Consider the following 12,288-nt stretch of genomic DNA (forward strand, 5'->3'; position numbering starts at 1 on the left):
TTAACTTAATATAAGGAAATTCGAGACCGATCACATTGACATTTGATAAAGGATCATTAATTCTAGTTGATTATACTGCAAAAGTAAAAGATACTGAAGAGATTTTTGATACCACTATTGAAGAAGATGCAAAAAAACATTCTATTCATGAACAAAATGTCAAATATCAACCAAAACTAGTTTCTATTGGAGAAGTTTCTTATCCTGTTCTAAAAGGACTTGAAGAGGCCCTTGCAAAAACAGCAGTGGGAGATAAACTTACAGTAGAAGTAACACCAGACAAAGGTTTCGGTGAAAGAGATTCTGGAAAAGTTAGAATGATTCCTATTCGAAAATTAGGAGAAGATGCAGAAAAAGTAACAGTTGGTGATACAATTGAAGTTGATAACAAAAGAGGAATTATTCGTTTTATTGGTTCTGGCAGAGTTCAAGTTGACTATAATCACAGATATGCAGGAAAAACAATTTTGTTTGATGTTAATGTCATCAAATCACTTGATTCTCCAAATGATAAAATTGATGGAATTCTCAAAAATAGATTGCCTGTTGAGGATACAAAAATTGCATTTGACTTAAAGGATAAAGAAGTAAGCATTACAATTCCTGAAGAAATTTTACGTGCTGATGGACTACAAATAATGAAACATTTTATTCAGTTGGATATTTTCAAATTTGTTCCTACTTTAGAAAAAGTTAGTTTTGTTGAAACACATATCAACAAACAAGCTCAAACAAAAAAACCTGAAACAAAAGAAAAAACTCCTGAACAAAAAACCGCTTAAATTACTTTAGTACTCTTTGCAAGATTTTTAGCTCTTCTTTCTGTCATATCAATTTCTTTTAGAATTGTATATCTTTCTGGTCGTAAATCTTGTGCAATCATTAATGCATCCACTACTTGTTCTGGAGTTACACCAATTTGTTTTGCAGTAGTTGGAGCGCCTACATCTTTTAATGTTTTAATGATCTCTTTCCAGTTTTGTCCTTGAAGTTTTGCAATCATAATTGCACCCAATCCACATTTTTCACCGTGCAATCCTTTGCCTGGTGCAATTTTGTCTAATGCATGTGAAAAAAGATGTTCTGCACCTGAACATGGTCTGCTACTTCCTGCAATACATGATGCAACTCCTGCACTAATCAAAGCTTCAACTATTACTCTTGCATCTAAACCTTTCTTAGCATATTGACTAGATTGTTCCATAACAATTTCTGCACTCATAATTGCTAAATTAGCTGAATATCTTCCATAATATTCTCCTGTTTTATCTCGTCCTAGTTTCCAATCTTTAACAGCACTGATATTTGCTACTAAATCTCCACATCCGCTTGCAAGTAATCTTAATGGTGCTTTTTTGATGATGTCAATATCTACAAAAACACCTAATGGTGCAGATGCAACAATTGAATGAGGTTTATCACTTTTTATAGAAACAAATGGACTAGCTATTCCGTCATGTGAAGCAGCTGTTGGTACACTAACAAATGGAATATCCAAATTAAAAGCAACCATTTTTGCTGTATCTACAGAACGACCGCCACCTATTCCTGCAATAATATCACTATGATCTTTTTTTACATCCATCTGAATTTTTTTCAAACTGCTGAATTGATTATCTTTTGATATATGCCAAACAAATTTGATTTTTTTATTTTCTAATGATTTTTCAATTTTTTGTCTGAGAATTTTTTTTACATGAATTCCCGAAATTAACGATACTTTCTTAGGCTTGATTAAATCTTGTAGAAATCCTGCAAATTCATTAATGTTCTTTTCACCCACAACAATTTGTCTAGGTAATTCCATTGTGTGTGAATCCATGCGATCTTGATTTTTTCTCATTATTTATGATTTCAATGGATCAAAAAGTTATTTAAAAGGGATAGATTCACTTCACATTATCTTAGTAGGTGTATTTTGTCAAATAACGTTGAAGAAAAAATTTTGCATGGGACTACCACTGTAGGTATCAAGACTAAGGACGGTGTCGTATTATGTGCTGATATGAGAGCCAGTGCAGGCTATTTTATCGCTAATAACAATACCATGAAAATTCAACAAATTGATCAACATGCAGGACTAACATTGGCAGGCGGTGTTGCAGACGCACAAAATATTGTAGATATTTTACGTTATCATTCTAATCTTCACAGAGTTAAAAAACAAGGTTCCATCTCAATTCATTCACTAGCAAGACTTTGTTCATTAATTTTCCATCAAAATAGAGGATATCCCTTCATGGCAGATATCTTGCTTGGAGGATATGATGAAAATGGTCCTTCATTATTTAATGTCGATATGTTTGGTTCAGTTGAAGAGAAATCATATGTTACAACTGGTAGCGGTTCTCCAGTAGCTTATGGTTTACTCGAAGAAGAATATAGAGAAGATCTTACTATTGAAGAAGCAAAACAAGTAGCTCTACGAGCTGTTAAAGCCGCAATTGTTAGAAACATTGGTACAGGCGATGGAATCAACATCGCAATTATGGACAAAGATGGTTTCCGTCTATTAACCGATGAACAAAAAAAAGCCGTCATCGAACTTTAGTGATTTAATGCAAAGAAAACAACAATCAAAAGAATTACCTCCTACTAGCCAGAATATAATGGCCACCATACTGCAAAGTATACCTAAAGAAGCGAGTGTTACTAAGATAGAATATGAAGGACCAAGAATTGCTCTTTATACAAACTCTCCTAGATATCTGATGGAAAATAATGATACCATTTCAAATCTTGTAAATATAATTAAAAAAAGAATTGTTGTCAGAACTGATGAATCTATTAGAAAACCTGAAGATGAAGCTAGAAAAATCTTAGCAGATTGTGTTCCAAAAGAAGCAAAGCTAGAAGGAACTATTTTTGATACAGCAACTGGTGAAGTATCAGTTGAAGCAAAAAGACCTTGGCTATTACAAAGGAATGCTAAAGAATTCAATCATGCAGAAGTTACTGAGAAAATAGGCTGGAGATTACGTATCAGAAAATCTACCACCATTCCTTCACGTACAATTCAAACAATTAATGCAACTCTAAAGCAAGCATCAATGGAAAGAAGCAAACAGCTTAAACAGGTAGGTGATGAAATTTTCAGATCTAGATTATCTCAAAGAACAGAGGTGTCACTTTATACTCTTGGTGGATTTGGCCAAGTAGGAAGATCCTCATTATTATTATCAACTCCTGAAAGTAAGATCCTAATTGATTGTGGAATTAACCCTGGTGCACGATCTCCTATGGATGCATTTCCAAGATTGGATTCTCTAAACATAACATTAGATGAACTTGATGCAATAGTTATTGGACATGCACACTTGGATCATACTGGATTCTTGCCAACACTTTGTAAATATGGGTATAAAGGACCAATATATTGTACTGAGCCAACACTTCCAATGATGAATTTGATTCAGTTAGATGCAATCAAAGTAGCTTCTGCTCAGGGTAGAACTCCAATTTATTCAGAACGAGATGTAAAACAGATTATGAGACAAACAATTACTTTACCATATGGAACTGTAACTGATATTTCTCCTGATATCAAACTTGTACTTGCAAATGCAGGTCATATATTAGGCTCAGCTTTATGCCACTTCCATATTGGAAATGGTGATCATAATTTTGTTTATTCTGGTGATATTAAATTTGGAAAAAGTATTCTGTTTGAAGCTGCTAGTTGGAATTTCCCAAGAGTAGAAACATTATTGATCGAAAGTACATATGGTCTTAAAGAAGACATTCAACCAACTAGACAAGAAGTTGAATCTGCTTTCATTAATGCAGTAAACAACACTTTAGCAGATGGTGGCAAAGTTCTGATTCCAATTCCTGCTGTTGGACGTGCACAAGAAATCATGATGGTAATTGATCATTATATGAAATCTGGAGAAATGGTTGAAGCACCTGTATTTACAGAAGGGATGATCTCAGAAGCATCAGCAATACATGAATCATACCCAGAATATCTTGCAAGGGAATTAAAACAAAAGATTTTGGAAACTGATGATAATCCATTTGATTCAGAATATTTTACTAATATTGAACATGCCGATGCTAGGGAAGAACCTATAAGAGATAATTCTCCATGTATAATATTAGCAACATCTGGAATGCTTGAAGGTGGACCTGTTTTAGAATATTTCAAAAATATTGCACCTGATAAAAAGAACAAGGTTCTATTCGTTTCATATCAAGTAAACGGAACTTTAGGACGAAGAGTTCTAGATGGCTCAAAACAAGCAACTATGTTAGGTAAAGAAGGTAAAGTTGAAGTTGTTTCAATAAACTGTGGCGTAGAAAAATTAGATGGTTTCAGTGGTCACAGTGATTATAATCAGTTAATGTCATTTGTACAAAGACTAAGACCAAAACTTCGTCGTGTATTAGTTAATCATGGAGAACGTAAAAAATCAGAAAATCTTGCTATGAACATTAGACGAATGTATAAAGTTCCTGCACACTATCCACAAGTTCAAGAAGCTATAAAATTATTTTAGATCGTATTCTGGTTTCCAGATCTTTATACTAGATGGGGCAACAATAATTCTCTCTTCTCCCAATCTTGCAATTTCTGCATTAGCTGCTTTTGCAATAGAATACAATTCTTCTACTACTTTACGAAGTTGTTCCACATCTTTTTGTGCTAGTGGTGTAACTCTCAAAATCAAAATCATATCTTTTTTGATGTCTTCTTTAATAGAATGAACATCGCTAATATCTCGAATCGTTATAGCCTTCAGATATGTTGGATTTTCTTGTTTTTGCATCCTTGTTGAAAATGAGATCTACTTCCTCAAAAACTCTTCCTTCATTTACGCTGATTTTTAAAAAATTTCACGCCTACATTCTAAATTTAATGTAAGATTGTTCTTTTGCACATTCTGAACTAATTTCTTGTATTGAATCTCCATTTTTGACAGAAACAATACTATGTTCAGTTTCTGGTGCATCAGAATATCTTAGAGTTACAGCTGATGCAAATTGTATGTGGGATTTTGCATTCTTACCACGTAAAATTGAAACCGGTCCGACATAATCTCTAGCTTCAAGTAAAATATCTCCTGGCAAGGCTAATGCTTTTATCATTTCATTTTCATCTTTATTTCTTCCAACAACAAATTTTGTTTCTTCATCCAATCTGAAATGTCTTCCAATTTTTAGTAAATCTATTTCATTGATTGACGGGGTTTCAACATGATCAAACAAATCTTTAGCTTTAATTCCAAATTGTGGTTCTGTTAACAAACAACCACCTCCTGCATTTGGAGGATTTTCAATTCCATATTCTTTAGCCATTTGCATTTGAGTCCTTCTTGTTCTACCTCTAATCATTCCAAGATTTTCTCTTTTAATCAAACCATCTTTTTCGGCATCAGTTGCTGGTAATAATCCTGCAGATAATGGTCTAACAATTTTTCCTTTCAAATTTGATTCCTTTTCAATAAGATGTAATGCTGGTTCATGTTGACTCATTGGACGTTGTCCTAAAACTTCTCCTGAAATAATAAATTCTGCACCGATTTCTTCCATGTGTTTTTTTGCTGCATCAAACATCATTGTTCTACAGTCAACACATGGATTAAATCCTGCCCCAATTCCATGTTTTGGATGTTTTAACATCTCAATATACTCATCACCAAGATAAACTGTTTTTAAATTCACATTAAGATCATCAGCTCTTTCTCTAATTTCAAATCCACATCCTCTTCCACAATCAAAATCACAAAAAGGAGTTTTAATTGCAACAGCTGAAACATCAAATCCTTGCTCTTGCATCATTCTTACTGCAAGTTGACTATCTAGTCCTCCAGATAGTAATGCCACTACTTTTTTCTTTTCTTTTTCTTCAGCCATTGCGATCTAATTCAATTTTCCATATACAAACTTTACATCATACATAAATTGAGAATTGTAGATATTTCTTTATGAAGCAACGCAGAAAGAATCTTCTAAAATATGCTAAAAAAATTGATTGTGATACACTGGTTACATTTGAGCCTGAAAACCTGTTTTATATGACTGGATTTTGGGGTGAGGCAATTGGATTACTTGAAAAAAATGGAAAAACTACCATCATTGCTCCTGAACTAGAAGTTGAAAGAGCAAAAGAAGAATCTGAAGACTGTGATGTGATTACTGCTGAACGTGGTGAAGGTTTGATTTCATATTTGATTAAAAAAATTAAGAAAAATCAAGTATGTACAGATTGCCAAAATTATTCTACCATGATGTCTCTAAAAAAATCAGTTCCAACAATAAAATCCTCTACTGAACCATTTTACAATTCACGTATCATAAAAGATGAAAAAGAAATACAAATTCTCAAAAAAGGATCAAAGATCATAGATGAAATGTTCCAAATCTGTTCAAAGAAGATGAAAGTAGGCCAAAAAGAATCTGAATTACAAACAATTCTCATGACATATGCAATGGAACAGGGAATGTTTGATACTGGATACAAATCTACACTTAACCCGCTAATAGTTGCTGGAGGTCCAAACGGTGCTCTTCCACATGCACAAGTAACTAGTAGAAAATTTAAAAAAGGTGATCTTGTAGTTACTGATCTTACATTAAGATACAAAGGATATGTTTCTGATGCAACAAGAACTTTTGCAATTGGAAAAATTTCCTCAGATGCAAATGAGGCATATGAAATTGTAAAAGAATCCCAAAGACTTGGACTAAAAGCTGTCAAACCAAATGTTGATTGTAAAGATGTAGATTCTGCATGTAGACAATACATTGAAGATCAAAATTATGGTAAATATTTTATACATTCAACAGGTCATGGAATTGGTTTAGAAGTACATGAATTACCAACAGTTTCTTACAGAAGTAATACAAAATTAAAAGAAAACATGGCAATTACTGTAGAACCAGGAATCTATATTCAAAATAAATTTGGAATTAGGATTGAGGATTCACTCATTGTAAAAGAGCAACCAATTATAATGCACAAATTTACCAAAGATTTAGTCACAGTTTAAGGCTAATCGTAATAGTTTACTAAATCAATAATGTGTTTTGCTTCTGAATTATTTGATGTAATTTCTTCTGAACTTGCATTAACATTCCAATCATAATTTATTTCTCCCTTATGAGATTTAAAATTAAAAATTATTTTATATTCTTCAGAGTTTAGCTTTGTTACAGTTAGATCTAATATAGTTTTTTTATGATCAAAAATTTTCTCATCAGGATATTCTTCATTAATTTTATTCTCTAATGCCTCAAAGACAGTTAGTCCATCATTATTTGGACCATTATATTTCATCAAAATATCTACAATCTGTTGCTCTTCAGCTGAAAATTCTGGCAAACTTTTTTCCAAAGTTCCTTTTGTCATTTCAGGTATTACAAAAACTACCAACATTGCGATCAAAGCAAGGTAAATTGGAGCTCTCTTTTTGAGAAATGATTTGAAATCATTCTTTTTTGGTTTGCTCTCTTCTTTCTTTTTCTTGTCTTTTGCCATTTCTCTTAATTTTCAGTATTTTGCAGTTAAAATTAAAACTTCCCAAGGAAATATGATTGTTCCATCTCTTTTTGTGTATGGTTTTGTGTTATGCCTTACCATATCTCTGAGTTCTTTTCTCTGAGACTTTTCTAATTTGTCCAGTTTTTCTTTTACTGGCATTGCAATATATCTCAAATAATTTTTCCAATATTGCTCAAATGTACCAGAACTGTAGGGAAAATCATAATCATTTACTTTGATTTTTAAAAACCCTGCTTTTTTTATCTCATCTTTGAGTTGTTTTTTTGTTCCAAATCTATCAAAATCTGGAGTACCTGGAGGTACATAATCTGGAATAAACTGAGTTACTGCCTCAAAAATACAATCGAAATATGGCACTCTATTAGGATGCCCATGAACTGAAATGCCTAATTTTCCATCTTTTTTGAGGCTATTTTTCATGTTTTTTAGAGCCTTTTGAGAATTTGGAAAAAAAAACAGTGCGTATTGACATGTTATAATATCAAATTTTTCTTTGAATGAAAAATTTTCTGCATCAGCATTCACAAACAAGAGATTTTGAGATTTTTCATTCCATTTTTTTGCAATCTTTATTGCACTAGTTGATGTATCTGCACCAATAACATACCCTGCTTTTCCTACCTTTTGTTTTAATAACTTAGTAACAACACCTGTTCCACTTGCAACATCCAAAACGTGATCACCTTTTTTGATTTCAAGTAATGAAACTAGTTTTTTTGTACTTTGAAATGGACCTTTACTAGCTGTAGCCCATCTTTTATGATATCGTGGAGCAACCTCATTCCAAATTTTCATATTTCGTTTTTTGTATTCAGATGATTTTGTTCTCAATCTTCTCTAAATTCCTTTAAATCTGATTTTAATGTTCTTCCGGTCTCATGATAATATCTATGTTCTATCTCTTTGAGTTTTTCAGATAGTTTGATACTATCTGTATTTTTCTTTTTTTGTTTGATGATAGTCTCTTTGTATTGTGAAATTAATTTTCTAATATCAGAATTTTTCATTTTATTTTCATTTCAATTTCTTTTCTGATAAACTTTACAATTTTTTCTTTTTTCTTCCAACCAGATGCAATAACTTTTTTTCTATCCACAAAAAATACTTGGTTATAATTTGTGTTTTTTTGATATTTTTTACCTATATCATTTGCAATAATAATATCTGCACCAGAATCTTTCATCTTTTTTTGTGCAGATTTGATTAACGCATTTTTTGTTAGATTAGTTTCTGCTTTGAATCCAATCAAAAATGTATCTTTTTGTAATTTTTTTACCTGATCAATGATTTTTGGAGCCTTTTTGAGCCTGATTACCAGTGATTCTTTGTCGCTTTTTATCTTAGATTTTGATGTGTTTTGAGGTGTATAGTCTGAAGCTGCTGCTGCCATAATTACAATATCATATTTTTTCTTTAATTCTTTTTTTGTTTCATCAAGCATTTCTTTGTTTGTTGTAACATTAATTATTTTGACACCTGATGGTGGTTTTTCATTTGCAGGACCATAGATTAGAGTCACTTTAGCACCTGCAGAAATCAATTCAGATGCCAAAAGGGATCCTGTTTTTCCAGAACTCAAATTTGTAATAATTCTAACAGGATCAATGTATTCTATTGTAGGCCCTGCAGTCATTAACACTTTTTTATTTTTTAATACAGATGAAAATCCAAATTTATTTAAGACAAAATCTAAAACGTCTTCAGGTTCAGGAGATTTTGCTTTACCTTCTATCATTTTAGGGGAAAGAAATTCAATTTTGTTTTTTAAAAATTTTATATTCTTTTTTACTGCAGAATTTTCATACATTGATACATGCATTGCAAGACACATCAAAATAGGAATTTTTGAACCAAATCCTACTGTGAGTACTGTTGATACTGGCGTATCATCAATTCCATTGGCCAATTTTCCTAGTGTATTTGCAGTTGCAGGATATACTATTATCAAATCTGATTGATTGTAATCTGCTAATCTTATGTGTTCTAATTCTCCTGTAAGTTTTGTTATCACTTCGTTACCTGTTGCCCATTTGAAATATTCTGGCTGAACTAATTTTGTAACTGCATTACTTGTCACACATTTTACATCTGCACCATGTCTCATTAGTAATCTTGCTAGTTCAATTGCTTTGTATGCAGCAACACTTCCTGCTACACAAAGTACAATACGTTTTCCAGATAATTCTACTCCATGTGAACTGACAATGTCTAGTGACGGATGATCTTTTTTCTTTATTTTCTTTTTAACTACCAATTTGTTCACGTAATTTCTTTAATTCCTCATCATTCATAGAAAATGAATTTTCTTTAGTAGGAAATTGCCCTGATTGTACATCTTTTTTATAATCTTTAAGTGATCTTACAATATCTTCAGATAAATTCATGTATCTTTTAGCAAACTTTGGTTTAATTTTATCATACATGCCTAGCAAATCTTGAACAACTAACACCTGTCCATCACAATTTACTCCTGAGCCAATTCCTATAACTGGTACATTTACTGTTTCAGAAATTATTTGAGCAACTTCATGACTAACCATTTCTATTGTAATGCTGAAAACTCCTGCTTCTTCAAGTTCTTTTGCATCTTCAATTAACCTCATCGCAGTTTCTTTGGTTTTTCCCTGAACCTTGTAACCTTCTGAAAGCATTGTAGTCTGAGGTTGTAATCCAATATGACCCATTACAGGAATTCCGACATCTACAATTGCACTAATTGTTTCAGTCATTATTGAACCGCCTTCAAGTTTTACTGCATCTGCTCCTGCTTTAATCAATCTTCCAGAATTGTTAATTGCGTTTTCAATACTTGCTTGATATGACATGAATGGTAAATCAGATACCAATAAGGAATTTTTTCTTGCTCTACTTACAGCTTCTGTAAACATGCACATTTGATCCATAGTTACTGGAATTGTATTTTCATATCCTAGCATCACCATTCCAGCACTATCTCCAACTAACAACACATCAATTCCTGATTTATCGCATAATGAAGCTAAAGTATAATCATAACTTGTAATTACCGAAATTTTCTTTTTCTCTTTTTTCATATTGATGATATCTTGAATAGTTTTATGCAATCTTGGCTCTCCTTGATAAATTATTTTTTATTTGTATGACATTATTCCTAAGATTTTTTTTATTGTCAAAATTCTTAATAATTTTTAGAAGTGTTTTTTGATTCTCTTTTGATAATTTTTTTGATTCTGCTATTAACAAATCAATTGCTCGTGTTACGTTATCTACAATTGTAATGTTGGCAGTTTCTGAAGTTCTAGAAAGGGGATTTAGATCAAATGTGATGACTGTTTTTCCTGCTTTTCTAAGTGCCATTGTTCTATCACCATCTTCTAATGGAACTACCACTACATCTGCTACAAAAATACCATCCTTATCTACAATTCTTCTTGCTGAATCAATGCCTGGAAGTTTCTTTGATGAAGTAATTTTTGAGCCTAACACTTCTTTTGCACCGTTTTTTTTGAGAGTTTTGATAATTGCTTGTTTTCTTTTTTCATTTGTATAAAATAGATTTACTTCTAATTTTGCTTTAACTTGTTTAGATAGTCTTACAATTTCTTTTGGACATAATGCTGCTATATTTCCATTTACAGATATGACAGGCATTTTTGCTATTAGTAATTGTGCTGCAGCAGCTCTAATAGCTTGTAATGCATCTTTACCTGTTTTCTCTCCTAAAAGATAATCAAAGGCTTCTCCTCTCCCTTGAGCCAAAAGACCTTCTTTTGCAACTAATCCATTATCAAACCCATCAACGAGCTTTTCACGAATTAATAATGATTTAGCTCTTGGATGAGATTTAGGAATTAAAGACATAATTTCTGATTAATTGTTTAGAACTCTTGCTCCATTACGATCTAATTCTGATTTAATAATTATTCCATCAGGATATTTCTCTAATATTTTTAAAACCTTGGTTTCAATTTTTTGTGGAATCATTGAAAAAATTGTTTCACCAAAAAGTGCAATTCCACATTTGATATTATTTTCAGATAATTCTTTAACTATCTTTTGCATTCTTGGAGTCATAACATCTACATATTTTGCAAATTCTAATGACATGTCTTGAAAATGTTCATAATTTTTTGATTCTAATAATCTGTTTACCATTTTTCCTCCCAGTCCATTGATTTGAGATAATCGTTCTTTGATGAATTTATTTGTAGATATTGGAGAAAAACAAATCATGATAACAGAAATTTTATCTGTAGCAATTTTTTCGACTTGACCTATTCCTGGTGCACCTGGTTTTACACGAATTTCAAATCCACCATGATATGATGCTAAAACATCTCCTAATCCAGTTTTACAACTTACCTCTGCATTATGAGCAATTTGTCCTATGGTTGTTTTATCTAATTTTGTATTGAGTGCTTTATCTAATGCAAATGACAATGATAATGCAACTGCACTGCTAGATCCTAAACCGTATCCTACTGGAATTGATATTTCATGTTTAATATCAAAAAACTTTGTTGAAAATTCTCCTAATTTTAAAAACTCATTTAATACATATTCTGAAACATCTGTCTTGTCTGCCTGATATCCTTTTGTTGTGATTTCAAAATTTGATTCTTGATTTTCTATTTCTTGAACATTAACTGTAGTAGTAACTCCCTCTTTAATTGAAAATCCTGCTCCAATAGAACCTAAATTCTCCAAATCTCCCTGCTCATCTTCCAAATGTGCTTTGAAAAAACCTGTGATATGTGCAGGACAAAATGCTGTTGCTTCCATTGATCTGAGTTTAAATTTTACAC

At 31.9% G+C, this 12,288-nt stretch carries 14 protein-coding genes; 4 read left to right on the forward strand and 10 right to left on the reverse strand.

Features of this window, described 5'->3' with window-relative positions; genetic code table 11:
* Positions 1 to 35: 35 nt before the first annotated feature.
* On the forward strand, positions 36 to 782 hold the full coding sequence (locus OEW78_RS02950) for an FKBP-type peptidyl-prolyl cis-trans isomerase (protein ID WP_300323828.1): 747 nt from the start codon (positions 36 to 38) through the stop codon (positions 780 to 782).
* On the opposite strand, the gene OEW78_RS02955 is transcribed toward OEW78_RS02950, so the two are convergent.
* On the reverse strand, positions 779 to 1,843 hold the full coding sequence (locus OEW78_RS02955) for a sn-glycerol-1-phosphate dehydrogenase (protein WP_300323831.1): 1,065 nt from the start codon (positions 1,841 to 1,843) through the stop codon (positions 779 to 781). The genes OEW78_RS02950 and OEW78_RS02955 overlap by 4 nt on opposite strands.
* A gap of 75 nt (positions 1,844 to 1,918) precedes the next feature.
* On the opposite strand from OEW78_RS02955, the gene psmB reads away from it, so the two are divergent.
* Both psmB and OEW78_RS02965 read left to right on the forward strand, forming a co-directional pair.
* On the forward strand, positions 1,919 to 2,551 hold the full coding sequence (gene psmB, locus OEW78_RS02960) for an archaeal proteasome endopeptidase complex subunit beta (protein ID WP_300323834.1): 633 nt from the start codon (positions 1,919 to 1,921) through the stop codon (positions 2,549 to 2,551).
* A gap of 7 nt (positions 2,552 to 2,558) precedes the next feature.
* Positions 2,559 to 4,499: a beta-CASP ribonuclease aCPSF1 gene (locus tag OEW78_RS02965; RefSeq protein WP_300323837.1), complete on the forward strand. Its 1,941-nt coding sequence runs from the start codon at positions 2,559 to 2,561 to the stop codon at positions 4,497 to 4,499.
* Here the strand turns inward: OEW78_RS02965 and sepF are convergent.
* The gene (gene sepF, locus OEW78_RS02970; protein WP_300323840.1) at positions 4,491 to 4,769 is read right to left on the reverse strand and encodes a cell division protein SepF; all 279 of its coding nucleotides are present in this window, start codon (positions 4,767 to 4,769) and stop codon (positions 4,491 to 4,493) included. The two genes, OEW78_RS02965 and sepF, sit on opposite strands and share 9 nt — an antisense overlap.
* 73 nt (positions 4,770 to 4,842) lie before the next feature.
* On the reverse strand, positions 4,843 to 5,856 hold the full coding sequence (locus OEW78_RS02975; protein WP_300323843.1) for a tRNA (5-methylaminomethyl-2-thiouridylate)-methyltransferase: 1,014 nt from the start codon (positions 5,854 to 5,856) through the stop codon (positions 4,843 to 4,845).
* A 71-nt stretch (positions 5,857 to 5,927) separates the two neighbouring features.
* Between OEW78_RS02975 and OEW78_RS02980 the strand changes: the two genes are divergently transcribed.
* Complete coding sequence (locus OEW78_RS02980) at positions 5,928 to 6,992, forward strand: aminopeptidase P family protein (protein ID WP_300323846.1); 1,065 nt, start codon at positions 5,928 to 5,930, stop codon at positions 6,990 to 6,992.
* A gap of 2 nt (positions 6,993 to 6,994) precedes the next feature.
* Here the strand turns inward: OEW78_RS02980 and OEW78_RS02985 are convergent, their stop codons facing one another.
* Genes OEW78_RS02985 through OEW78_RS03015 form a run of 7 tightly spaced genes read right to left on the reverse strand, consistent with a single transcriptional unit; the run spans position 6,995 to position 12,265 of the window.
* Complete coding sequence (locus OEW78_RS02985; protein ID WP_300323849.1) at positions 6,995 to 7,480, reverse strand: hypothetical protein; 486 nt, start codon at positions 7,478 to 7,480, stop codon at positions 6,995 to 6,997.
* Between the two features lie 12 nt (positions 7,481 to 7,492).
* A complete protein-coding gene (locus OEW78_RS02990; RefSeq protein WP_300323852.1) occupies positions 7,493 to 8,335 on the reverse strand; it encodes a methyltransferase domain-containing protein in 843 nt (280 codons plus the stop codon).
* On the reverse strand, positions 8,332 to 8,511 hold the full coding sequence (locus OEW78_RS02995) for a hypothetical protein (protein ID WP_300323855.1): 180 nt from the start codon (positions 8,509 to 8,511) through the stop codon (positions 8,332 to 8,334). Before OEW78_RS02995 ends, OEW78_RS02990 begins: the two co-directional genes overlap by 4 nt.
* Positions 8,508 to 9,758, reverse strand: a complete 1,251-nt coding sequence (gene coaBC / locus OEW78_RS03000) for a bifunctional phosphopantothenoylcysteine decarboxylase/phosphopantothenate--cysteine ligase CoaBC (RefSeq protein ID WP_300323858.1) — start codon at positions 9,756 to 9,758, stop codon at positions 8,508 to 8,510. Before coaBC ends, OEW78_RS02995 begins: the two co-directional genes overlap by 4 nt.
* Positions 9,748 to 10,587: a 3-methyl-2-oxobutanoate hydroxymethyltransferase gene (panB, locus tag OEW78_RS03005; protein WP_300323861.1), complete on the reverse strand. Its 840-nt coding sequence runs from the start codon at positions 10,585 to 10,587 to the stop codon at positions 9,748 to 9,750. The genes coaBC and panB overlap by 11 nt, the downstream gene beginning before the upstream one ends.
* Positions 10,580 to 11,344 (reverse strand): 4-phosphopantoate--beta-alanine ligase, encoded by a 765-nt coding sequence (locus tag OEW78_RS03010; protein ID WP_300323864.1) that lies wholly within the window; start codon positions 11,342 to 11,344, stop codon positions 10,580 to 10,582. Before OEW78_RS03010 ends, panB begins: the two co-directional genes overlap by 8 nt.
* Before the next feature lie 9 nt (positions 11,345 to 11,353).
* On the reverse strand, positions 11,354 to 12,265 hold the full coding sequence (locus tag OEW78_RS03015) for a GHMP kinase (protein ID WP_300323867.1): 912 nt from the start codon (positions 12,263 to 12,265) through the stop codon (positions 11,354 to 11,356).
* Positions 12,266 to 12,288 lie beyond the last annotated feature (23 nt).

It is taken from the genome of Candidatus Nitrosopumilus sp. (assembly GCF_029882185.1).
In the GTDB taxonomy this organism is placed as follows: Archaea; Thermoproteota; Nitrososphaeria; order Nitrososphaerales; family Nitrosopumilaceae; genus Nitrosopumilus.

Coding starts and splice junctions, on each gene's coding strand:
- OEW78_RS02985 (WP_300323849.1), bottom strand. CDS start 7,480: ATGGCAAAAGACAAGAAAAAGAAAGAAGAGAGCAAACCAAAAAAGAAT.
- OEW78_RS02995 (WP_300323855.1), bottom strand. CDS start 8,511: ATGAAAAATTCTGATATTAGAAAATTAATTTCACAATACAAAGAGACT.
- sepF (WP_300323840.1), bottom strand. CDS start 4,769: ATGCAAAAACAAGAAAATCCAACATATCTGAAGGCTATAACGATTCGA.
- OEW78_RS03015 (WP_300323867.1), bottom strand. CDS start 12,265: ATGGAAGCAACAGCATTTTGTCCTGCACATATCACAGGTTTTTTCAAA.
- OEW78_RS02980 (WP_300323846.1), top strand. CDS start 5,928: ATGAAGCAACGCAGAAAGAATCTTCTAAAATATGCTAAAAAAATTGAT.
- OEW78_RS02975 (WP_300323843.1), bottom strand. CDS start 5,856: ATGGCTGAAGAAAAAGAAAAGAAAAAAGTAGTGGCATTACTATCTGGA.
- OEW78_RS02955 (WP_300323831.1), bottom strand. CDS start 1,843: ATGAGAAAAAATCAAGATCGCATGGATTCACACACAATGGAATTACCT.
- OEW78_RS02965 (WP_300323837.1), top strand. CDS start 2,559: ATGCAAAGAAAACAACAATCAAAAGAATTACCTCCTACTAGCCAGAAT.
- OEW78_RS03010 (WP_300323864.1), bottom strand. CDS start 11,344: ATGTCTTTAATTCCTAAATCTCATCCAAGAGCTAAATCATTATTAATT.